This is a genomic window from Bacillus sp. T2.9-1, from assembly GCF_950097965.1.
In the GTDB taxonomy this organism is placed as follows: domain Bacteria; phylum Bacillota; class Bacilli; order Bacillales; family Cytobacillaceae; genus Niallia; species Niallia hominis.
This window is the reverse complement of sequence record NZ_CATNHG010000097.1, coordinates 38,716-60,552: the sequence shown is the minus strand read 5'-3', so window position 1 is coordinate 60,552 and position 21,837 is coordinate 38,716. Positions and strand designations below refer to the sequence as shown.

Below are 21,837 nucleotides of genomic sequence, written 5' to 3'. Positions count from 1 at the left end.
AAGGTATAGCCGTTCGTTTGGCTATACCTCTTTTTTTATATCTCGATACATAAGCGTATTTATCATTGTTATAGTTCGCGAAACACGGTTAATAGCGACAAAATTCATGACGCCCTTTTAATGAAGGGTGTTTTCAACCAAAATAGGGTTATTTTTTCCTCCTAATTGCTTTAAGCAACAGTATTTTGTAAAATAGGTATAAACAACTATTTGTTTTGTGAAAATTTCATCAAATTTCCTATTTATAATTCATTTGTCCTGTCGATAAAAGAATTATAAACAAAATAAGTTGGAGGTTTTTTAGAAATAACAGGTGAAAAGAACTATAAAAAGTCAGGATGGTATAGCTATATGAAAAGAAGAAATTTATTTCATAGTTTAAGAACAAAAATGATAATCATCATACTTTTTGCTACATTCTTTAGTACGATGATTTCGTTTAAGTTGCATGAAATTATTCGTGAGGCAGGCATTTTTCCAGAAGCATTTGGTATTTTCGTAAATACGATTATTAATCTAGTTTTTGTGACGATTATTGTTTCATTATTTACACGACGAATCATCATATCTCCACTTAAAAAATTATTAAATTCTACAAAGAGAATTACAGAAGGCGATTTAGATATTGAAATTAATAAGGCTTCGAATGATGAAATTGGCCAATTGACAGATGAATTTATTTTAATGAAAGAATTTATAAGAAATTTAGTGCTGAAAGTAAACGAGACATCTGAACATATTAATGCATCTGCTGAAAAATTAACGGCGAATACAGTGGAAACAAGCTATGTATCAGAACAAATTTCTTCCTCCATTCAGAGTGTTGCAGCAGGGTCTGAAGAGCAAACGAAAGGAATGGAGTTCATTGTAGATTCTGTTGCAGTTGTTAATAACGAAATTAAAGATATTGCCAAAAATACAGAAGAAATGGTGAAAAACACGAATGATACAGTATTGAAGGCAAAAGAAGGACAAGAAGTTGTGGAGAGTACTGTTACTCAAATGAGTTTAATCCAGAATTCAGTGAAGGAATCTAATGACTCTATCGTATTATTACAGGAGCGTTCACAAGAAATTGGGCAATTTTTAAATGTAATCACAGAAATTGCTGATCAGACCAATCTTTTGGCTTTAAATGCAGCAATTGAGGCAGCTAGAGCTGGAGAGGCAGGAAAAGGTTTTGCAGTAGTTGCTGAAGAAGTTAGAAAGCTTGCTGAACAATCTAATCAATCTGCTAAACAAATTGCTGTATTAGTAAATGAAATACAAAAAGATACCCTGTCGTCGGTTAAAACAATGAAAAGAGTGACAGAGGAAGTAAAGGATGGCATTAATATTACAAATGATACAAAGCAAAAGTTTAGTATTATTTCCAATTCTATGTTATCAATGAGCAGTCAAATGAAAGACATTTTGGATGCTGCCACTAAGATTTCTACGAATATTGTGGAGGTTGCAGGATCTGTGGATCAAGTTACAGGTATCGCGAAGGAAAATAGTCAAAATTCGATGAACGTATCGGAAGCCTCCCAAGAACAACTGGCAGCAATCGAAGAAATAGCTACTTCTACTAAATCTTTAGCGAAAATTGCCGACGATTTAGTGGAGTTAACAAAAACAATCCGTGTAAACTAAATTAAATGAAAAACAAAAAATAAGAATGGTCAAAAGATAAGTTAACATCTCCAGATAAATTCTACTGGATGCTAAACACTTTTGATCATTCTCTTTTTTTTGGGGGAATATAAAAGGGAATAATCGTTGTATGACATTTTAAACAGTTTTGATTCAATTTGATTAAAGTTAGGATTCAAAATAATAAATTTTACGAAAATGATTGTCGAAAGTTGTTATTTCATGCAAATACAAATATAATGGAGAATTGTAAATATGCAAATTACTTCTATTCATTTAGGGAGAAAATAAATATAAAAAATAATAGTTTTTAGTGTGAGAGGATTCAAGCCCCACTGTTAAAAGTTTTACTGAACAGGAGCAATGACAATATGTCCCCAAAAAATTCATCAAAAATAGATTATACACTTGTTCTAATATTAATGCTTTTATGCTTAACAAGTCTTACTGCTATCTATGGAGCGAATTCTGCTTATGTGTTAAAGCAGGTTTTATATTATGTGGTTGGTATCGGAATTATTATTGGAGTGATTCGGCTAGATTCGGATCAGTTAAAAAAATTAACTTGGTATTTATATGGTTTTGGTTTGTTATTATTAGTTTTACTTATTATTGCGCCAGAAAGTATTGCACGAAAAATTAATGGTGCGAAAAGTTGGTTTACGCTTCCTGGCTTTTCTTTACAGCCTTCTGAATTCGTTAAAGTGTTTTTAGTATTAGCGCTATCTCGATTAATTGTAGAACATCAAGAAAAATATATTGTGAAAACTTTACAAAGTGACTTTTTACTATTATTTAAAATTGGAGGAGTAACGGCACTTCCACTATTCTTAGTAATGTTACAGCCTGACTTAGGAACTTCTTTAGTGTTCCTTGCTATTATGTTAGGTATGGTATTTATCTCTGGTATCTCTTGGAAGATATTAACGCCTATTTTCTCCAGTTTTGCCGTTATTGCATCGGCAGTCCTATATATGGTTATTTGGCATTCGGATTGGATTACAACGTATTTTGGAGTAAAGGAATATCAAATGGGAAGAATCTACTCTTGGTTGGATCCATATACGTATCAGAGCACAACTGGATATCATTTAACCCAATCCTTACTTGCGATAGGATCGGGTCAAACGACAGGGAAGGGCATTGGCACTAGTGAAGTAGTACTTCCTGAAAATCACACTGATTTTATTTTTAGTGTGGTTGGAGAGGAGTTTGGCTTTATTGGCGCTAGTATTATAATTAGTTTGTTTTTCTTACTTATATACCACATTACAAAAGTAGCATTGGAAACAAAAAATACTTTTTATACTTGTATGAGTGTAGGAATTATTAGTATGCTTTGTTTTCATGTTTTCCAGAATATTGGAATGACAGTAGGGATTCTTCCAATCACTGGTATTCCACTTCCTTTTATTAGTTATGGTGGTAGTTCTTTAATGGGGAATATGCTTTCTATGGGATTAATTTTTTCGATTAGATACCATTATAAAAAGTATATGTTTTCCAGCGATGAATAACAATTTTTTATTTGAGCATAACGAAAAGAGGCTGACAGGGTGCAGCCTCTTTTCGTTTATTCTTTCTCCATTCTTTAATGAGGGGGAAGAAAAGGAAAGAATAGCCATCATTTTGGGAAGTTAATGATATTGATAATCATTATCATTTGGTGTAATCTAATAATAAAACAATTTATTTTTATTGTCAATGTATATATAAGGAGGAATAATATAATGAATGAAAAATTTCGAGAAGAATTTGAAGCACTATTAAGTAATTATACAGAATTACTACTAGGAGATGAAAATAAGGAGTTAAATGAAAAAGTACAAATATGGATGCTTTATTCATTTATGTCGAAAAAGATGCCAGGATTGGTAAAGCATTGGAATGCTAAATTTCCAGATGGTAAACAAACGATGATAGAAATAATATCCGAAATAAAAAAAATGAATGAGATAAGAAAACAAAATCAGAAATAAAACATATGCTATATAGAAAGCCTGGACAAAGTACAAAAACATACCACCAAATACGTAGGTGGTATGAATCAATAAGATTACTGAATAGTAGTATTGCCGTAAGGGAACTGGTTACTATAGCCTTTAAATTGCTGATAGGATTGTTGAAGCTTTTGCTGATCAGCTGCTTCAAGCTTATACCAGCCTTTTTGAAACATTAAATCATATAGTTCCCTTTGCATATTTTGCGTTTCAGTAAAAATCGATAATAAATCTTGATATAGTGGTTCATTGCTTGCTTCATTTAATGCTGTTGAATAAGAGTCGGTTAAATATTTTTCCGTTGAAAGCATATCATTAGTGAAATCACGATCATTCATTTGTGGTGTTTTTGGTACCTGCGCTTCAGGATTTTGAATTGTATTTTGTTGGTTCATTTTCTTTGTCCTTCCTCACAAGATATTATTTCATATGTTTGATTGCTGATTCATCCATTCTCTTTTATGAGAAGCTACTCATTCTGCCAAAGACAAGATCAAAATAAGGTTTGGCATTCTCTTTAGCAGAATGAGCAGTATGAATCAACAATCGCTGCAATTTAGTAAGTAATTATTGTGGTTGTTGAGACATGGGCTGATTGCTATCATTTAAGTGATTAAGTATTCTTTCATAATGATGCTGATGCATTTGTCCACATTTTTCAAGCTGCGATTTAATAGCCGGATCTTGGGCACTTTGAGCAAAAAAATGTGCTTTTTTCATTGCTAATAAATTCCAAGATAGCATATCTGTTAAATAAAGGGAATCTTTGACTGTTACCATAACTGGTGGTTTCATCATCATCCCGTTTGGCTGTGTCATATTATTGGGTTGCTGTTGTTGCATTTTAATTTGACCTCCTAAAAACTATCGCTTTTTATATTGATTATTTTGACTATTGACTTTTCCACCACCATCTGTTTCAACGGTCGGACCAGCATTTCCTTTCACACTAGTCGCACTAACACCTGATTTAGAAGGATTCTTTTTAAGACGGGCCATCTTTCTATTCACCTCCCTTTCTTGTTACATTTTTAGCATTTCCTATTTTTTTTATTTAATGAGCACATAGCTTCGAGATTATTATGTCCAGTCCTTAATTAGAAATGGTATATACGTAAAGACAGAAGGGTTTTGGTTAATAATTGACTATCTAGACAAAAGGCTGTTTTCTTATAGAATTGTTGCTTTTTCAAAAGGGAAAATAAACTAATTAGTAATACGGAGCAGCCTGAATACACGTAGACTCCTATGGGATTAGCGAGAAAGGCGAGACCCCGCAGTAGCTGAGGGAGGGCACTGAAAAAGTCTAGTTCTCCAAATAAAATGAGGTTTTATTTATTTGAAAGCGAATAATAAGTTGGTTTGGAGAGGTGACCGCTTGACTCCTATGGGAGCAGCGAGAAAGTCCGAGACCCTGCAGGAGCGTGAGCTGTGAAGCGGCTCGGCGCTCGCCCCAATGAGTCATGTGGTCACCTCGGAAAACAATTTACACATCTAAGTTTAAAAGGCGGTTACAATCAATCATCAATAGCTATCAGTTTTTCAGTGCCCTCGTAGCTGAGGAGGCTCGCCACTCGCCCCGTGGAAAGCGAAGTGTATTCAGGCTGCGGTTCATAGCAACAAACATTACGAAAACAGCCAAACAAATACAAACACAAAAGCCAATCGAAACTTAATTAATTTTCAAGGAGGAAGTAAGGTGAAAGAGATAAAATCAGCTGCGGTTATTGGTTCTGGAGTAATGGGTGCAGCGATTGCGGCACAGTTTCTTAATGCAGGCATTTCTACCGTTCTTCTGGATATTGTGCCAAATCAGTTAACAGAAGAAGAGAAACAGAAAGGATTAACGAAAAAGGATAAGATGGTAAGAAATAGATATGGACTGCTTGCCATCGAAAAAATGAAAACAGATTCTCCTAGTCCACTCACCTCTTATCATAATTTATCGCTTTTAACAATAGGGAATCTAGAGGATGATTTATCACTGCTGAAGGAAGTAGATTGGATAGTTGAAGCGATAATTGAAGATGTTCAAATAAAAAATGAATTATTTAAAAAGGTAGATCAATATAGAAAAAAAGAATCAATTGTTAGCAGTAATACTTCTGGTATCTCCATAAATAAAATGAAAGAGACTCTTTCTGCAGATTTCCAAGCACACTTTTTAGGGACTCACTTTTTTAATCCACCTCGCTATATTAAATTGATGGAAATAATTCCTACAGAAGAAACTGACCCCGTAGTGGTGAAAATCATAAGTGATTTTGCTGAAGAGACATTAGGAAAAGTGGTAGTAAAAGCCAGTGATACTCCTAATTTCATTGCGAATCGAATTGGTTCATATGCTTTTTTAAACATTGTGAAAGAAATGATGAAGGCTGATTTAACAATCGATGAAGTGGATCAATTAACTGGTCCGCTAATTGGCCGCCCGAAAAGTGCCACCTTTCAAACCTTAGATATGGTTGGCTTAGATACTTTTTATCAGGTTATTCAAAACATGCAAGGAAAAATGCAAATGGCAGAAGAAATAGAGATGTACCAAATCCCAGCTTTGCTAGAAGCAATGCTTAAGAAGAAGATGCTTGGTAGAAAAGTTGGAAAAGGGTTTTATAGTAAAACAGAAAAAGGATTAAAAGTTTTAGATTATCATACATTCACATACAAGGATTTAACAGCAACGAAAGAAAATGTGGTTAAAAAGCATCTTTCATCGTTTTTACAGGAAAAAAATAAAAAAGCATTTTTTTTATGGAATGGAATTGCCCCATTTTTGCTTTACTCTGCAAAAATGGCTGGTGAGATAACAGATTCCATTTATGAGTTAGATCAGGCTGTTCAATCTGGTTTCAACTGGAAAAATGGTCCGTTTCGTTTATGGGATAAATTGTCTCTAAAAAACACGATCGAGCGAATGGAAGAAGAATTAATGGATATTCCATTATGGATCAAAGAAATGATTGATCATGGATTTGACCAATTTTATAAAGAAATTAATGGGGTGGAGCATTATTATCATAAAGGACAATATTTGCCCATTCCAAAAAGTATGGATCAAATAAGCATTCGAGAAAGTAAAAAGCAAAGAGATCCCCTTCTTTCTAATGATGGAGCAAGTCTAATAGAGATAGGGGATGGTGTCTTATTGCTTGAATTACACAGTAGAATTATGAGTATTGGTGTCGATATTCTGACGATGATTGAGCAATCGATAGCATTGATAGAGGCGCAGGAATTTAAAGGGTTGATTATTGGTAGTGAAAAAAAGAGTTTTAGCCTCGGCGCAAATTTAGCATTGATGCTTCTAGAAGCACAAAACGAAGATACTGTTGAGATAGAGCTAGCCGTCCGCCGTTTTCAGCAAGCAATGAAGCGCATAAAATATTGCAAAAAGCCAGTTGTAGCGGCTCCTTATCAAAAAACATTAGGGGGAGGAGCGGAAATTTGTCTGGCCGCAAGCAAGGTGCAAGCTTCCTTAGAAACGTATATTGGTCTTGTGGAAACAGGGGTTGGGCTTATTCCAGGTGGTGGAGGAACAACCGAATTGTATTGTAATAAATGGAGAAAAAAGCCAAGTTCGTCAACGGAGGATTTACTAAAGCTTACAGGAGAGGTATTTCAGACGATTTTAACAGCTAAGGTTGCTACTTCTGCCGCCCATGCAAAGGAAATAGGCTTTTTTACGGAGATGGATGGGATAACCAATAATGAACGATTTATATTAAGAGATGCCAAAAAAGCCGTCCTACAATTAGCCAATGAAAATTATCTCCCTCCAAAAAAAGAAAAAATTGTTGTGTCAGGTAGAAATGGCTATCAATTCTTAATGAAGGAAATAGTAAAGCTACAAAAAATCGGGTTTATATCGGAGTATGATGCCTTCATTGCAAGCAATCTTGCAACAGTTCTTACAGGCGGCGATGTAGATTGTGGAGCATTGGTAGAGGAGGATTATCTATTAGACCTAGAAAGAGAAGCTTTTATTCGTTTGATTAGAAAACAAGAGACACAGCAAAGAATGCTGCATTTATTACAAACAGGGAAGCCATTGACAGCGAAATAAAGATGAAAAACCTTGAAAGGAAGGAAAGGATTACTATGCAAAAGGGTGGAAGTTTTTTAACAGAACCAATCACCATAGACGCTATCTTTACACCAGAGGATTTTACAGAAGAGCATCAAATGATTGCAGAAATGACAAGTGAATTTGTGCAAAAAAAGGTATTGCCACATTTAGCTGAAATGGAAAATCATCAATTTACAATTACGAAACAATTGATGGAAGAAGCAGGAGAGTTAGGACTCTTAAGCTCAGATATTCCTGAAGCATATGGCGGTTTGGGATTGGATAAAATTAGTACAGCAGTTATTTCGGAAATGATGTCTGTGGCAGGGGGGTTCTCTGTTACGCACGGTGCCCATATAGGAATTGGCTCATTGCCGATTGTTTTATTTGGAAATAAAGCGCAGAAGAAAAAGTATTTACCAGCTTTAGCTAGCGGTAAAAAAATAGCATCCTACGCATTAACAGAACCTACGGCCGGATCAGATGCGCTTAGTGTAAAAACAAAGGCTGTTTTAAATGAGGCAGGCACACATTATCGTTTAACAGGAGAAAAGCAATGGATTACGAATTCTGGAATTGCGGATATATTTATTGTATATGCAAAAGTCGATCAAGAGTATTTTACTGCCTTTATCGTTGAAAAAGAATTTCCTGGTGTGTCAGTGGGAAAAGAAGAAAAAAAATTAGGAATCAAGAGCTCATCAACTTGCGCAGTCCGTTTTGATCAGGTAGAAGTACCCATTGAAAATGTATTAGGAGAGGTAGGAAAAGGCCATTTAATTGCATTAAATATCTTAAACATTGGGCGCTATAAACTAGGCCTTGGAGCTATTGGCGCTAGCAAGGAAGCCCTTAAAAAGACGATTGCCTATACAAAACAACGAATACAATTTTCCACCCCAATAGCTCATTTTCCTCTAACACTTGAAAAGTATGCGACGATGGCTTCTTATATTTATGCCGCAGAAAGCACTGTTTATCGAACAGCTGGAATGCTTTCAGAAGCAATGGATGAACTATCGGACGATGTAGAAATGAAAGTAATGGCAAAAATTATTAATGAATACGTAATTGAGTGTAGTTTAAATAAGATTTTTGCATCAGAAGTATTAGATATGGTTGTAGATGAATGTGTTCAACTTCATGGTGGTAATGGTTTTATGGAAGACTATGATATTGTTAGAATGTACCGCGATTCAAGAATCAATCGTATCTTTGAAGGAACAAATGAAATAAACAGGTTAATGATACCTCCTACCTTGGCGAAAAAGTGCCTAAAAGGTGAGCTTCCTATTTTGTCCCTAGCAGCGATGACAGAAAAAGAGATGCTTTCCTATCTTCCGGATGAACCAGATGGAAAACCGTTATCACAAGAAAAGATGCTCCTCTCCAATGCAAGAAAAATTACCTATCTCTTATTTGGAATGATGCTGAGACAATATAAGCAACAATTGGAAGAACAGCAAGAGATTATGGTGAATCTAACAAATTTAATCAATGCTGTCTTTGCAATGGATTCTTGTATTATAAGAACGGAAAAGGCGATGATAAAGGGCAAGAACGATGAAATGCAAAAATTATTATATACGGAAATATATTGCCAAGAAGCCTTCCAACAAGTGATTTTAGAGGCAACAGATACTTTAGCATATATGCTTAGCGGCGATGAATTAAGATTAGCCCTTTCCGTATTGAAGAAATATACTAGATTTACGCCAAAGCCGATTATTAGAAGTAAGAGAGAGGCTGCTAAATGTATATTAAAAGCCGGTGGATATCAGGTATAATTTTATTGATAAGAATGATTCAAGGTTCTTCAGACAGTTTGGGTTACTATCATGAAGAACCTTTCTCTTGTATCAACCCAATACTTTATGGTTATCTTCCTTTTCAAAAGAGAAGAAGTTCCATTTTGCATAACGCAAAAATGAATGGAGAAATCTAGTTAGGAGATAAGTTCCGTAGAGGTCTTCTTTATTGAAGTTTCACTTTATATAAAATTGTGATAATATTTAGTTGGATGTTATAAAATACATAGATTATGGGTGATGGAATGAAAGTTACTTTTTATTGGTATCCAAAATGCTCAACTTGTCGTAAGGCAAAAAAGTGGCTGGATGAAAATCATGTGTCATATGAAGAAGTACATATTGTCGATAATCCTCCTTCCCGCGAATTATTAGAGGATTTGTATAAAAAAAGTGGTCTAGAATTAAAGAAATTCTTCAATACTTCTGGACAGAAATACAGAGATCTAGGATTAAAGGATAAAATGAAAGAATCATCAGAGGACGAACTGCTTGATTTACTTGCTTCTGATGGCATGTTAATAAAAAGACCTTTAACGACAGATGGAAATAAAGTTACATTAGGCTTTAAAGAAGAAATGTTTAAAGAAAGTTGGGCATAACATTACCTGCTTTTTTTAATAGGTGGCTCTAAGATAAAGGGCAAATATGATTTTACGGAGGGGTTAATAATGACGGTACCAAAGGATTTAAGATATTCAAAAGAACATGAATGGGTAAAAGTTGAAGGAGATAATGCTCGTATAGGAATTACACATTTTGCACAATCTGAATTAGGCGATATCGTATTTGTTGAACTACCGGAAGTAGGCGATGAAGTAACTGCGAATGAGCCTTTTGGAAGTGTAGAATCTGTAAAGACAGTTTCGGAATTATATGCTCCAATCAGCGGTAAAGTAGTAGAAGTAAATGAGGATCTTAGTGATAATCCAGAGTATGTTAACGAATCTCCTTATGAAAATGCTTGGATGGTAATTATTGAACCAAGTGATAAAGCAGACATTGAAACACTAATGACTGCAGAGCAATATGAAGACATGACGAATGAAGGATAATTCTTAGTAATGATGACATCGGTAAATTGCCGATGTCTTTTCTTCAATAGAGTGCTTAATTAGATAAATATTAAGTTGAAAATTGTTCCATTAACCTACTTCTTTCTCTTTAAGTTTGAATATGTTAAAGTATATCAAATAACTCCTTTAGGTGATCAAAATGAAAAAAGTAATCATTGTGGAAGGCAAATCGGATAAACGAAAAGTAGAAAAAATTGTACGTGAACCGGTGGATATTATTTGCACAAATGGAACAATTGGCGTTTCGAAGCTGGATGAATTATTAGAAGAATTAATGGATAAAGATGTGTATATTCTAGTGGATGCAGACAAATCTGGAGATAAGATAAGAAAGCAGTTTAAAAGAGAGCTTCCAGAAGCAGAATTTCTTTATATTGATCGGAAGTACAAAGAAGTTGCTGCCTCTCCTGAACATCATTTAGCAACACTATTATTACAGGCAAACATTGAGATTAATGCAAAATATTTAGATGCAAGGATGAATGGATTATGATAGATTGGAAGATCGACCAATGGGAGAAACAAATCAAGGATGCTCCTCTTGTATTTCTTTATTTGTATACGCCCCTTTGCGGAACATGTATGGTTGCTTCTAAAATGTTAACAATATTACATACAATGAAGCCAGATTTACATTTAGGAAAAATGGATTTGAATTATGCACCAGAATTAGCGGTAGAGTACGCAGTCGAAAGTGTTCCATGTTTAGTTATTGTCGAAGAGGGATTGCTAAAGGAAAAATTGTATAGATTCGAATCGGTTCCTCATTTAGTAGAGGTTATCAATAAATATACGAAGTAGAAAGACTCTTTTTCAGACAGAAAGGGTCTTTCTTTTATGGCTTGGTGGATAAACGAGGTGGCACCATCCATAAAAACCAGTTTACTAAAAAAAAGGTAACAGTAACAAATCACTTTTTCTAAAAAGACTCTATCTATCCCAAAGCAAAGCTTACCAATACGTATTTTAATTCTAGGATTACAAAAAGATTATTCCTATAAAGCAGGTTTTTTCTATTATTGCAAGAATAAGTAATATAAGATTGTTCGGCAGAAAGTAGGAGATGCTTTTGCAGGAGTGGATGACAAGTTTTGTAGATAAGTTGAACCGTAAAGAGTCTTTAAAACCATTATTAAGAAACACTTCTTTTTCATTAGCAATATCATGTCAAAAGGTTGCCTATTTAATGGAGGTAAGGAACAATCATTTTTCATGGAAAAGGATGAAAGAGGAGAATCCAGATGTATGGTTAATGGGGGAAAGAGAAAGTATTCACTCCATTGCAAGTGGAGAGATTCTTCTGAGAGAAGCAAAAAAGAACGGATTGATTCAATTAGATGGATCTTTAAGAAAAATCCTTTTGTTAGAATCTCTGCTTTTCTTATGCAATTCACCGCCTGAAAAACGAATCGGTTAAGTAGGGGGATCCTAAAAGAATAGTTCTTTCCTTTTTCCTGAAATCCCCCTTTTCTTCCAGAAAGGGACTGAGATTTCAGGTTATTTTTTGATTCTTTCTTTCTCGTTTTCTCTCTTATATCCCCCTTTTTTATCGAATTAATTATGTTAGAAAATCTAACAGTATTTAATGGAAAATTCAGAAAAATATTATATTAAAAAATGTGTTGACACGAATATCAGTAAGTGGTAAATTACATCTATCATATTAACGAATTATAAATTTCATATCGATAATGAAACTCTTATCAAGAGAGGTGGAGGGATGTGCCCTATGAAACCCGGCAACCGTCAGTATACTGAAACGGTGCCAATTCACACAAAGCGTTTAGCTTTGATAGATGAGAGAAAGGGATATTATTAATAATAGAAACCTTTCTGCTCATCTTGCAGAAAGGTTTTTTTATTATGTGGAATGATATGATGTACTTTGTTAAAAACTATTCTAAAATAGTTATCGATAAAGTGGAATTTTAGATAGAAGTAGGTGAACAATATGATTAATGTTAACGCAGTTAAAAAAATATATACCTCTAGAAGCGGGAAGGTCACTGCAGTCGATCACGTAGACTTAACCATTCATTCAGGAGAGATATTTGGAATAATCGGATATAGTGGTGCAGGAAAAAGTACATTAATCAGAATGCTGAACGGATTGGAGATTCCTACTGAAGGAAGTGTTTCGGTTGCAGGACATGAGGTTTCTAAAATTAAAGGAAGCAAGCTTCGTAAGGCGAGACAAGAAATCAGTATGATATTTCAACATTTCAATCTGCTGTGGTCAAGAACGGTAAAAGAAAACATCGCTTTTCCTTTAGAAATAGCAGGCGTAAAAAAATCAGCAAGAGAAAAGAAAGTGCTTGAGTTAATCAAGCTAGTAGGATTGGAAGGAAGAGAAGATGCATATCCTTCACAATTGAGTGGTGGTCAAAAACAGCGTGTTGGCATCGCAAGAGCACTTGCGAGTGATCCAAAAGTTCTTCTTTGTGATGAAGCCACCTCAGCATTGGATCCGCAAACGACGGATGCCATCTTAGATTTGTTAGTGGATATTAATAAGCGTCTTGGTCTTACAATTGTTCTTATTACACACGAAATGCATGTTATTCGGAAGATATGCCACCGAGTTGCTGTAATGGAAGAGGGGAGTGTAGTAGAAACGGGACCTGTTATTGATGTTTTTAAAAAGCCCCAGAAAGAAATCACCAAACGTTTTGTTCAACAAGTCATTGAGCCAGAAGAAGCGAAGGACACAATTGATCATTTAATAGCGCAATACAAAACTGGAAGCTTGGTAATGCTAGGATTTGTTGGTGAAAGTGCAGAACAGCCTGTTATCACAAATCTAATTCGATCTTTTTCTGTTTCGGTGAATATCATTCAAGGGAAAATTTCTCCGACGCAAAATGGATCGTATGGAACTTTGTATATTCATATGGATGGAGAGAAAGAAGAAATAGAGAAAGCTATTCAATACCTTCATTCTCAAGAAATTAGTGTGGAGGTGATCGAAGGATGACCGAAAGTTTACTGCCAAATGTAGATTGGGAAATAATGTGGAAAGCCACAGTAGAAACCCTTTTTATGACTGGATTCTCGATTATTTTTACCTTTATACTCGGAATTATTCTAGGGATTACTTTATTCTTAACTGGTAAAGGGAATATGTGGAATAATGCTTTTGTTAACAAAGTGATTAGTGCAATTGTTAATATTTTTCGTTCCATCCCTTTCATTATTTTATTGGTTTTATTAATACCATTAACAACTTTCTTAATCGGTACGATGATTGGACCGAAAGCAGCTTTACCATCTTTGATAATTGGAGCTGCTCCGTTTTATGCAAGACTTGTAGAAATCGGCCTTCGTGAAGTAGATAAAGGAGTCATCGAAGCTGCAAAGTCAATGGGAGCAAAACCAACTACGATTATCTTTAAAGTTCTTTTGCCAGAATCTATGCCAGCACTTGTTTCAGGAATTACGGTAACTACGATTGCGCTAGTTGGATCTACTGCAATGGCAGGGATTATTGGTGCAGGGGGACTTGGGAATTTAGCTTACTTACAAGGGTTCCAAAGAGGTAATGGTGATGTAACACTCGTGTCAACCATTATTGTATTAATTATTGTATTTATCATCCAATTTATTGGAGATTATATAACAAAAAAATTAGATAAAAGATAAGGAGAATAAAAATGAAAAAATTATGGACATTATTAATTGCTTTGACATTTATACTTGTACTTTCTGCATGTGGATCGTCTGAAGATAAAAATGAGAGTGGTGCTTCTAACGAAGAAAAAGAAACAACTAAATTAGTGGTAGGTGCTTCTAATGTACCGCACGCTGAAATTTTAGAGGAAGCTAAGCCGATTCTTAAAGAAAAAGGAATTGATTTGGAAATTGTTACTTTCCAAGATTATGTATTGCCAAACAAAGCATTAGAATCAAAAGAATTAGATGCTAACTATTTTCAACATATCCCTTATTTGGATCAACAAATTAAAGATAATGGATATGACTTTGTAAATGCAGGTGCTATTCACATTGAGCCAATGGCAGTTTTCTCAAAAAAATATAAAAGCTTAGATGAGCTTCCAGATGGAGCGACAATCATTCTAAGTAATTCAGTTGCTGAACATGGCCGCGTGCTTTCTCTTTTAGAAAAAGGTGGATTAATTAAACTAAAAGATGGAATTGATAAAGTGAATGCAACAATCGAAGATATTGTAGAAAATCCAAAAAATATTCAATTAAAAGCAGATTATGAGCCATCATTACTTCCTCAAATCTTCAATAACAATGAAGGGGATGCAGTTGTTATCAATGCAAACTATGCATTAGATGTAGGTTTAAACCCAGTGGAAGATTCAATTGAAATTGAAGGAAGTGAATCTCCATATGCGAATATCATTACCGTTCGTAAAGGAGATGAAAGCAAAGAAGCTATTAAGACATTGGTAGAAGTACTTCATTCAAAAGAAATTCAAGATTTCATCAATACAGAATATAAAGGTGCAGTTGTACCAGTTAGTGAATAAGATTTAAAGGAGATGTTCCTATAAAAGACCAAAACATAAAGCAAATATCCAATTGAGAATGAAGTCGCTTCTATCAATAATGGATATAGCTTGTGTATCGGTCTTTATAGGGACATTTTTTTATGATGTTTCAAAATAAAGTTGTTTTCCAATGAAGATTTTCTCATTTTAAAGGGAGGATTCCATTTCCAATAAGTACTAGGGCTAAATTCAATACGTGTATAAATACTAAAACGATGCACTATATTAGTGCAGAATTTGACAGCTAGTAATAAATAGTATAGTTTAAAGTACTTATCATTTATACGAAAGTAATGTTATGTAATATAATAAGGAAAGAAATCGTTTCCAAAATAACGAATAAATAGATATTGATAAGTGGATGAAGTGTATTTATTTTGTTTTTATGCGAATTTTCCTTATAGAACTGGAAGCAATAGGTTGCTATCAGTTTTTATTTGTTATAAGATTAGAATGATAATAAATTGATAATGAAGTTTCGACAATTTTGTGAACAAAACTTCTTTTACTATGGAGGTATTATAATATGAGTCAACCTAAATTAGTCATTAATGATTTACATGTTTCAATCGAAGAAAAAGAAATTATTAAAGGTCTTAACTTAGAAATCAAAGGTGGAGAAATTCACGCAATCATGGGACCAAACGGAACTGGTAAATCTACTTTATCTTCTGCAATCATGGGTCACCCGAAGTATGAAGTAACTAGCGGTGAAGTAAGCCTTGATGACGAAGATGTATTGGAAATGGAAGTAGATGAGCGCGCGCGTGCAGGTCTATTTTTAGCGATGCAATATCCGAGCGAAATAAGTGGTGTAACAAATGCTGACTTCTTACGTTCTGCTTTAAACAGCCGCTTAGGCGAAGGAAATGAGATTTCATTAATGAAGTTTATCCGCAAAATGGATGAAAACATGGACTATCTAGAAATGGATCCAGATATGGCACAGCGTTATTTAAATGAAGGTTTCTCTGGTGGAGAGAAGAAACGTAATGAAATTCTTCAATTAATGATGTTAAACCCTAAAATTGCAATTTTAGATGAAATTGATTCTGGCTTAGACATTGATGCACTAAAAGTTGTTTCAAAAGGAATCAACAAAATGCGTGAAGAACGTAAAGAAGATTTTGGTTGCTTAATCATTACTCACTACCAACGTTTATTAAATTATATCACTCCTGATTACGTTCACGTAATGATGCAAGGTCGTGTTGTTAAATCTGGCGGTCCTGAGCTTGCACAACGCCTAGAAGCAGAAGGATATGATTGGATTAAAAAAGAGCTAGGTATTGAAGACGAAACTGTTGAACAAGAAGCGTAATTGTTAGGAGGATTGACCAATGACAACGGATATTAAATTACCATTTGACCAAGAATATCTTTCCTCTTTTTCGAAAGATATGAACGAACCTTCTTGGCTAACGGAGCTGCGTGTTAATGCATTAGAACAAGCAGATTCTCTTCCAATGCCAAGACCGGATAAAACAAATATTAAAAACTGGAACTTTACACAATTTGAAAAACACATTGTAAGCAGTGAAGATTTTTCTGATGTAAATGACTTGCCAGAACAAGTAAAAGCACTTATCGATTTAGAAAAGAATAAAACACTTTATATTCAAAGAAATAACCGTCCAACTTTCTTAGCTGTTTCGAATGAATTAAAAGAAAGTGGCGTAATTTTTACTGATATTTTCACAGCAGCTAGAGAGTATAGTGACTTATTGCAAAAATACTTTATGAAAGATGCTGTTAAAGTTGATGAGCATAAATTAACGGCTTTACATGCGGCTCTTTTAAATGGTGGAGTATTCTTGTATGTTCCTAAAAATGTAGTAGTGGAAGAACCAATTCAATCTATTTTCTTACATGATGACAAAGAAGCAAACCTTTTTAACCATGTTATTGTTGTAGCAGAAGATAATAGTTCTGTTGTTTATGTAGAAAACTATGTTTCTACCGTTGATCCTGAAGAAGCAGTGTTCAATATTGTTACAGAAGTAATTGCTAACGCAAATGCAAAAGTTCAATATGGGGCAGTTGATAATTTAGCGCATGGTGTTACTACGTATGTAAATCGCCGAGGTGTTGCAGGTCGTGATGCTAAAATTGAATGGGCATTAGGCTTCATGAATGATGGTAATACAATTTCTGATAATACCACATTCCTAATGGGCGATGGCTCATATGGTGACACAAAATCAGTAGTAGTTGGTCGCGGAGATCAAAAGCAAAACTTTACAACAAAAGTAGTTCATTATGGTAAGAGCTCAGAAGGCTATATCTTAAAGCATGGTGTAATGAAAGATAAAGCTTCTTCTATCTTCAATGGTATTGGAAAAATCGAACATGGTGCTACGAAAGCAAATGCAGAGCAAGAGTCTCGTGTTCTGATGTTAAGTGAAAAAGCTAGAGGCGATGCGAACCCAATTCTATTAATTGACGAAGATGATGTAACTGCAGGTCATGCTGCATCTGTTGGTAGAGTTGATCCTTTACAATTGTATTACTTAATGAGCCGTGGTATTCCGCAACATGAAGCAGAAAGATTAGTTATTCATGGTTTCCTTGCTCCAGTTGTAGAACAATTGCCAATTGAAGGTGTTAAAAAGCAATTAGTAGAGGTAATTGAAAGGAAAGTAAGATAATGGATAGTAAACATATTCGTTCTTACTTTCCGATTTTAAACCAAGAAGTCAACGGAAATCCTTTGGTTTATCTTGATAGTGCGGCCACTTCTCAAAAACCTGTCCAGGTAATTGAAACATTAGAAAAATACTATCGAGAGTATAATTCTAATGTTCACCGTGGCGTTCATACCTTAGGGACAAAAGCGACGGATGCTTACGAAGGAGCAAGGGAAAAGGTAAGGAAGTTTATCTCTGCTTCTTCGATAGAAGAAATTATCTTCACTCGCGGAACTACAACAGCTCTTAATACAGTTGCACAAAGCTATGCGATGGAAAATATAAAAGAGGGGGATGAAATAGTCATCACCCCAATGGAACATCATAGTAATATCATTCCATGGCAGCAAGTTGCTAAAAAAACGGGAGCAACACTTAAATATTTGCCTCTTCAAGCAGATGGCACGGTAGCGATTGCTGATGTGGAAGAAACAGTTACTCCGGCAACAAAGTTAGTTTCTATTGCTTATGTTTCTAATGTTCTAGGAGTTATTAATCCAATAAAAGAAATAGCTGCGATTGCGCATAAAAATGGAGCTGTTCTTGTAGTAGACGCAGCCCAAGGCGCTCCCCATGTAAAAATTGATGTGCAAGATTTGGATTGTGATTTTCTTGGGTTCTCTGCTCATAAAATGTGTGGTCCAACGGGAATTGGGGTACTTTATGGAAAGAAACATCTTTTAGAAAACATGGAGCCAATTGAATTTGGTGGGGAAATGATTGATTTTGTCGGATTATATGAATCTACTTGGAAAGAACTTCCTTGGAAGTTTGAAGCAGGGACGCCAATCATTGCAGGTGCTATTGGATTAGGGGCTGCAATTGATTTCCTCGAAGAAATCGGCTTAGAGAATATAACGGAACATGAGCATAAATTAGCAGCCTATGCAATAGAGAAAATGTCTTCTATTAACGGTTTAACAATTTATGGTCCGCAAAGTGCAAATAATCGGGCTGGCGTTATCACTTTTAATATTGAAGATGTTCACCCTCATGATGTTGCAACAGTGTTGGATGCTGAAGGAATTGCTGTACGTGCAGGACATCACTGTGCACAACCATTAATGAAATGGCTAAATGTTTCTGCAACCGCTCGTGCAAGTTTTTATCTATATAATTCGGAAGAAGATATTGATAAGCTTGTGGAAGGGATTGGCAAAACAAAGGAGTATTTTAGCGATGTCTTTTAATAATTTAGATTCTCTTTATAGAAGTGTTATTATGGATCATTATAAAAATCCTCGGAACAAAGGAGTTCTTGAAGGTAGCTTGACCGTTAATATGAATAATCCAACTTGTGGGGACCGCATTCTTCTAACAATGAAATTGGAAGATGGGGTTGTCGTCGATACGAAATTTGATGGAGAAGGATGCTCTATTAGCATGTCTTCTGCATCCATGATGACACAAGCAATTAAAGGAAAGACAGTCGAGCAGGCGTTGAAAATGTCTGAGTCATTCTCTGAGATGATTCAAGGAAAAGACTACTCGGATGATATGGACTTGGGGGACATTGAAGCACTTCAAGGTGTTAGTAAATTCCCTGCAAGAATCAAATGTGCAACACTAGCTTGGAAGGCAATGGAAAAAGGGATAAACGAAGGTTAAATTCGTAGGATTACCACCAAGGTTGCATGTAGAATGGAGGAAAATGAAATGGCAAAAAAGATGCCCGAAATTGGGGATTATAAATATGGATTTTCAGACAAAGACGTTTCTATCTTTCGTTCCAAACGTGGATTAACGAAAGAAATCGTTGAAGAAATTTCAAAAATGAAGGCTGAACCACAATGGATGTTAGACTTCCGCTTGAAATCATTAGAGCATTTTTATAAAATGCCAATGCCACAATGGGGTGGCGATCTATCTGCTTTAAACTTTGATGAAATTACGTATTATGTAAAACCATCAGAGAAGACAGAAAGATCTTGGGATGAAGTACCAGATGAAATCAAACAAACATTTGATAAGCTTGGTATTCCAGAAGCAGAGCAAAAATACTTAGCTGGTGTGTCTGCTCAGTATGAATCAGAGGTTGTTTACCATAATATGCAAGAAGATCTTGAGAAAATGGGGATTGTTTTCAAAGATACGGATTCTGCATTAAGAGAAAATGAAGATATTTTCCGTGAGCATTGGGCAACAGTTATCCCAGCCACAGATAATAAGTTTGCTGCCTTAAACTCAGCAGTATGGTCTGGTGGATCTTTCATTTATGTTCCAAAAGGAATTAAAGTGGATACGCCATTACAAGCGTACTTCCGTATTAACTCTGAAAATATGGGACAATTTGAAAGAACGTTAATCATCGTGGATGAGGGTGCAAGTGTGCATTACGTTGAAGGATGTACAGCACCAGTATACACAACTAACTCTCTTCATAGTGCGGTTGTTGAAATCATTATTAAAAAAGATGCATATTGCCGTTATACGACGATTCAAAACTGGGCAAATAACGTATACAATTTAGTTACAAAGCGTGCTGTTTGTGATGCGAATGCTACAATGGAATGGATCGATGGAAATATTGGTTCTAAATTAACGATGAAATACCCTGCTGTTATCTTAAGAGGGGAAGGCGCAAGAGGAATGACTTTATCTATCGCTCTTGCTGGTAAAGGACAACACCAAGATGCTGGAGCAAAAATGCTTCACTTAGCTCCAAATACATCATCTACGATTGTTTCTAAATCTATTTCGAAACAAGGTGGAAAAGTAACATACCGTGGGATTGTTCACTTTGGACGTAAAGCCGATGGTGCCCGTTCCAATATCGAATGTGACACATTAATTATGGATAACAAGTCTACTTCCGATACTATTCCATACAATGAAATTTTAAATGACAATATTTCATTAGAGCACGAAGCAAAAGTTTCGAAAGTATCTGAAGAGCAATTATTCTACCTAATGAGTAGAGGCATTTCCGAAGAAGAAGCAACAGAAATGATCGTAATGGGCTTTATCGAGCCATTCACAAAAGAATTACCAATGGAATATGCAGTTGAAATGAACCGTCTGATCAAGTTCGAGATGGAAGGTTCTATCGGTTAATATTTCTTAAGATAGGAGGCGAACTTTTCGAAGTTCGTCTTCTTTTTTATGCTAGGATGTTGAAGAGGCAACGGAATTATAAATATTTGGTTCAGACCACTTTAATTTTATCCTCTTTTCCTATATAATTTCTTTATTGGAAAAGAGGGTGTATGATGGAGAAAACAAAACCTTATGGGACAGTCCTATTAAGGGCTGCAAAAATTATGGATTATCTTTCAGAAAATCCAAATCAAACTTTGCAAAGTATTGCTCAAAACACAGAAATGACCACTTCTACTACTTTAAAAATATTGGACACTTTATTGTTAATTGGCTTTGTTAGCAGGGATAAAAATAAAAATTATCGATTAGGATCCAAACTTATTCGCTATGCCAATCAAGGTGTGGATCAACTGGATTTAGTAGAGTTAACTTTACCTTATTTAGAAAAACTGCAAAAGTTAATTGATGAAACCATTCATTTAGGTGTACTCGCAGACAATGAAATTTTATATGTAAACAAATTAGAGGCTAAACATCAGACAATAAGAATGTCATCAAGGGTAGGGATAACAAGACCTTTATACAGTTCAGCAATGGGAAAAGCCGTTCTGGCAGAATTTGATGAAGAGGATTATTCACAATATATAAAAGAAACTCCATTAGTTCCATTTACAGAGCATACAATAACGAACTCTTTAAAACTGGCTTCCGAGCTACAGAAAGTGAGAGAGACTGGTATTGCCTTTGATGATGAAGAAATGGAGAAGGATATTTTCTGTATTGGAGCTTCCTTAAAAAAAGATGGGGAAATCATTGGGGCTTTTAGTGTAAGTATGCCGAAATATAGGCTCACCGAAGACTTTAAAAGGCAAATAATTAAGGCAATCGTCGAAACGAAAAATGAGGTAATTCAAGCTGTGGCTCATTAAATCGTTTCGGCGATTTTTTATATTTTATGACTAGCGTTTACATTTTTCGAAAAAGTATGTATAATCAAATTGAGGTTTCT

22 protein-coding genes, 1 pseudogene and 1 riboswitch are annotated in these 21,837 nt (G+C 35.0%); of the genes and pseudogenes, 20 read left to right on the top strand and 3 right to left on the bottom strand.

What is annotated here, in order from left to right; translation table 11 throughout:
* Positions 1-351 precede the first annotated feature (351 nt).
* The 4 genes and pseudogenes from QQZ16_RS23255 to QQZ16_RS13635 form a co-directional block, all read left to right on the top strand.
* Positions 352-675: pseudogene (locus tag QQZ16_RS23255) on the top strand (HAMP domain-containing protein); the annotation flags it as partial.
* A 9-nt stretch (positions 676-684) separates the two neighbouring features.
* Positions 685-1,635: a methyl-accepting chemotaxis protein gene (locus QQZ16_RS13645; RefSeq protein WP_414630331.1), complete on the top strand. Its 951-nt coding sequence runs from the start codon at positions 685-687 to the stop codon at positions 1,633-1,635.
* 371 nt (positions 1,636-2,006) lie between these two features.
* Entirely contained in the window at positions 2,007-3,152 is a 1,146-nt protein-coding gene (gene rodA, locus QQZ16_RS13640; RefSeq protein ID WP_031536348.1) for a rod shape-determining protein RodA, read from the top strand.
* 213 nt (positions 3,153-3,365) lie between these two features.
* On the top strand, positions 3,366-3,614 hold the full coding sequence (locus QQZ16_RS13635) for a DUF2573 family protein (protein WP_284561410.1): 249 nt from the start codon (positions 3,366-3,368) through the stop codon (positions 3,612-3,614).
* Positions 3,615-3,691: 77 nt separating this feature from the next.
* On the opposite strand, the gene QQZ16_RS13630 is transcribed toward QQZ16_RS13635, so the two are convergent.
* The 3 genes from QQZ16_RS13630 to QQZ16_RS13620 all read right to left on the bottom strand — a co-directional run bounded on the left by QQZ16_RS13630 (position 3,692) and on the right by QQZ16_RS13620 (position 4,634).
* Positions 3,692-4,030 carry a spore coat protein gene (locus tag QQZ16_RS13630; RefSeq protein ID WP_031536346.1) on the bottom strand — a complete coding sequence of 113 codons (339 nt, stop codon included), beginning with the start codon at positions 4,028-4,030 and terminating at the stop codon, positions 3,692-3,694.
* A gap of 172 nt (positions 4,031-4,202) precedes the next feature.
* On the bottom strand, positions 4,203-4,478 hold the full coding sequence (locus tag QQZ16_RS13625) for a hypothetical protein (protein WP_031536345.1): 276 nt from the start codon (positions 4,476-4,478) through the stop codon (positions 4,203-4,205).
* Between the two features lie 21 nt (positions 4,479-4,499).
* Positions 4,500-4,634 carry a YuzL family protein gene (locus QQZ16_RS13620; protein WP_235248169.1) on the bottom strand — a complete coding sequence of 45 codons (135 nt, stop codon included), beginning with the start codon at positions 4,632-4,634 and terminating at the stop codon, positions 4,500-4,502.
* A 700-nt stretch (positions 4,635-5,334) separates the two neighbouring features.
* On the opposite strand from QQZ16_RS13620, the gene QQZ16_RS13615 reads away from it, so the two are divergent.
* The 16 genes from QQZ16_RS13615 to QQZ16_RS13540 all read left to right on the top strand — a co-directional run bounded on the left by QQZ16_RS13615 (position 5,335) and on the right by QQZ16_RS13540 (position 21,757).
* Positions 5,335-7,698, top strand: a complete 2,364-nt coding sequence (locus QQZ16_RS13615; RefSeq protein ID WP_284561409.1) for a 3-hydroxyacyl-CoA dehydrogenase/enoyl-CoA hydratase family protein — start codon at positions 5,335-5,337, stop codon at positions 7,696-7,698.
* 2 nt (positions 7,699-7,700) lie between these two features.
* Positions 7,701-9,488 (top strand): acyl-CoA dehydrogenase family protein, encoded by a 1,788-nt coding sequence (locus QQZ16_RS13610; protein WP_284561408.1) that lies wholly within the window; start codon positions 7,701-7,703, stop codon positions 9,486-9,488.
* 266 nt (positions 9,489-9,754) lie between these two features.
* Entirely contained in the window at positions 9,755-10,111 is a 357-nt protein-coding gene (locus QQZ16_RS13605; protein WP_031536341.1) for an arsenate reductase family protein, read from the top strand.
* Between the two features lie 69 nt (positions 10,112-10,180).
* Positions 10,181-10,564, top strand: coding sequence for a glycine cleavage system protein GcvH (gcvH, locus tag QQZ16_RS13600; protein WP_031536340.1), 384 nt, complete (start codon positions 10,181-10,183; stop codon positions 10,562-10,564).
* Between the two features lie 160 nt (positions 10,565-10,724).
* Complete coding sequence (locus tag QQZ16_RS13595) at positions 10,725-11,078, top strand: toprim domain-containing protein (protein WP_284561407.1); 354 nt, start codon at positions 10,725-10,727, stop codon at positions 11,076-11,078.
* Positions 11,075-11,386: a thioredoxin family protein gene (locus QQZ16_RS13590; protein ID WP_284561406.1), complete on the top strand. Its 312-nt coding sequence runs from the start codon at positions 11,075-11,077 to the stop codon at positions 11,384-11,386. Before QQZ16_RS13595 ends, QQZ16_RS13590 begins: the two co-directional genes overlap by 4 nt.
* A 280-nt stretch (positions 11,387-11,666) precedes the next feature.
* Positions 11,667-12,002 carry a hypothetical protein gene (locus QQZ16_RS13585; RefSeq protein WP_284561405.1) on the top strand — a complete coding sequence of 112 codons (336 nt, stop codon included), beginning with the start codon at positions 11,667-11,669 and terminating at the stop codon, positions 12,000-12,002.
* A gap of 280 nt (positions 12,003-12,282) precedes the next feature.
* A riboswitch (SAM riboswitch) is annotated at positions 12,283-12,388 on the top strand.
* Between the two features lie 148 nt (positions 12,389-12,536).
* Positions 12,537-13,559 carry a methionine ABC transporter ATP-binding protein gene (locus tag QQZ16_RS13580; RefSeq protein WP_031536336.1) on the top strand — a complete coding sequence of 341 codons (1,023 nt, stop codon included), beginning with the start codon at positions 12,537-12,539 and terminating at the stop codon, positions 13,557-13,559.
* Complete coding sequence (locus tag QQZ16_RS13575) at positions 13,556-14,224, top strand: methionine ABC transporter permease (RefSeq protein ID WP_031536335.1); 669 nt, start codon at positions 13,556-13,558, stop codon at positions 14,222-14,224. Before QQZ16_RS13580 ends, QQZ16_RS13575 begins: the two co-directional genes overlap by 4 nt.
* A gap of 11 nt (positions 14,225-14,235) precedes the next feature.
* A complete protein-coding gene (locus QQZ16_RS13570) occupies positions 14,236-15,081 on the top strand; it encodes a MetQ/NlpA family ABC transporter substrate-binding protein (RefSeq protein WP_031536334.1) in 846 nt (281 codons plus the stop codon).
* Between the two features lie 547 nt (positions 15,082-15,628).
* Positions 15,629-16,423 carry a Fe-S cluster assembly ATPase SufC gene (gene sufC / locus QQZ16_RS13565; protein ID WP_031536333.1) on the top strand — a complete coding sequence of 265 codons (795 nt, stop codon included), beginning with the start codon at positions 15,629-15,631 and terminating at the stop codon, positions 16,421-16,423.
* Positions 16,424-16,442: 19 nt separating this feature from the next.
* Positions 16,443-17,750: a Fe-S cluster assembly protein SufD gene (gene sufD / locus QQZ16_RS13560; protein WP_251628074.1), complete on the top strand. Its 1,308-nt coding sequence runs from the start codon at positions 16,443-16,445 to the stop codon at positions 17,748-17,750.
* A complete protein-coding gene (locus tag QQZ16_RS13555; protein ID WP_031536330.1) occupies positions 17,750-18,979 on the top strand; it encodes a cysteine desulfurase in 1,230 nt (409 codons plus the stop codon). The genes sufD and QQZ16_RS13555 overlap by 1 nt, the downstream gene beginning before the upstream one ends.
* Positions 18,969-19,397, top strand: coding sequence for a Fe-S cluster assembly sulfur transfer protein SufU (gene sufU, locus QQZ16_RS13550; RefSeq protein WP_235248142.1), 429 nt, complete (start codon positions 18,969-18,971; stop codon positions 19,395-19,397). Before QQZ16_RS13555 ends, sufU begins: the two co-directional genes overlap by 11 nt.
* A 48-nt stretch (positions 19,398-19,445) precedes the next feature.
* Entirely contained in the window at positions 19,446-20,843 is a 1,398-nt protein-coding gene (gene sufB / locus QQZ16_RS13545; protein ID WP_031536328.1) for a Fe-S cluster assembly protein SufB, read from the top strand.
* A 155-nt stretch (positions 20,844-20,998) separates the two neighbouring features.
* Positions 20,999-21,757 carry an IclR family transcriptional regulator gene (locus QQZ16_RS13540; protein WP_031536319.1) on the top strand — a complete coding sequence of 253 codons (759 nt, stop codon included), beginning with the start codon at positions 20,999-21,001 and terminating at the stop codon, positions 21,755-21,757.
* The last annotated feature ends 80 nt before the right edge of the window (positions 21,758-21,837 follow it).

Excerpts from the sequence above, each read along its gene's own strand:
- QQZ16_RS13610 (WP_284561408.1), top strand. The coding sequence starts at position 7,701 with ATGAAAAACCTTGAAAGGAAGGAAAGGATTACTATGCAAAAGGGTGGA.
- QQZ16_RS13625 (WP_031536345.1), bottom strand. The coding sequence starts at position 4,478 with ATGCAACAACAGCAACCCAATAATATGACACAGCCAAACGGGATGATG.
- sufD (WP_251628074.1), top strand. The coding sequence starts at position 16,443 with ATGACAACGGATATTAAATTACCATTTGACCAAGAATATCTTTCCTCT.
- gcvH (WP_031536340.1), top strand. The coding sequence starts at position 10,181 with ATGACGGTACCAAAGGATTTAAGATATTCAAAAGAACATGAATGGGTA.
- QQZ16_RS13540 (WP_031536319.1), top strand. The coding sequence starts at position 20,999 with ATGGAGAAAACAAAACCTTATGGGACAGTCCTATTAAGGGCTGCAAAA.
- QQZ16_RS13635 (WP_284561410.1), top strand. The coding sequence starts at position 3,366 with ATGAATGAAAAATTTCGAGAAGAATTTGAAGCACTATTAAGTAATTAT.
- QQZ16_RS13590 (WP_284561406.1), top strand. The coding sequence starts at position 11,075 with ATGATAGATTGGAAGATCGACCAATGGGAGAAACAAATCAAGGATGCT.
- QQZ16_RS13595 (WP_284561407.1), top strand. The coding sequence starts at position 10,725 with ATGAAAAAAGTAATCATTGTGGAAGGCAAATCGGATAAACGAAAAGTA.
- sufU (WP_235248142.1), top strand. The coding sequence starts at position 18,969 with ATGTCTTTTAATAATTTAGATTCTCTTTATAGAAGTGTTATTATGGAT.
- QQZ16_RS13645 (WP_414630331.1), top strand. The coding sequence starts at position 685 with ATGAAAGAATTTATAAGAAATTTAGTGCTGAAAGTAAACGAGACATCT.
- QQZ16_RS13570 (WP_031536334.1), top strand. The coding sequence starts at position 14,236 with ATGAAAAAATTATGGACATTATTAATTGCTTTGACATTTATACTTGTA.
- rodA (WP_031536348.1), top strand. The coding sequence starts at position 2,007 with ATGTCCCCAAAAAATTCATCAAAAATAGATTATACACTTGTTCTAATA.
- QQZ16_RS13620 (WP_235248169.1), bottom strand. The coding sequence starts at position 4,634 with ATGGCCCGTCTTAAAAAGAATCCTTCTAAATCAGGTGTTAGTGCGACT.
- QQZ16_RS13605 (WP_031536341.1), top strand. The coding sequence starts at position 9,755 with ATGAAAGTTACTTTTTATTGGTATCCAAAATGCTCAACTTGTCGTAAG.
- QQZ16_RS13555 (WP_031536330.1), top strand. The coding sequence starts at position 17,750 with ATGGATAGTAAACATATTCGTTCTTACTTTCCGATTTTAAACCAAGAA.
- sufB (WP_031536328.1), top strand. The coding sequence starts at position 19,446 with ATGGCAAAAAAGATGCCCGAAATTGGGGATTATAAATATGGATTTTCA.
- QQZ16_RS13575 (WP_031536335.1), top strand. The coding sequence starts at position 13,556 with ATGACCGAAAGTTTACTGCCAAATGTAGATTGGGAAATAATGTGGAAA.
- QQZ16_RS13585 (WP_284561405.1), top strand. The coding sequence starts at position 11,667 with ATGACAAGTTTTGTAGATAAGTTGAACCGTAAAGAGTCTTTAAAACCA.
- sufC (WP_031536333.1), top strand. The coding sequence starts at position 15,629 with ATGAGTCAACCTAAATTAGTCATTAATGATTTACATGTTTCAATCGAA.
- QQZ16_RS13630 (WP_031536346.1), bottom strand. The coding sequence starts at position 4,030 with ATGAACCAACAAAATACAATTCAAAATCCTGAAGCGCAGGTACCAAAA.
- QQZ16_RS13580 (WP_031536336.1), top strand. The coding sequence starts at position 12,537 with ATGATTAATGTTAACGCAGTTAAAAAAATATATACCTCTAGAAGCGGG.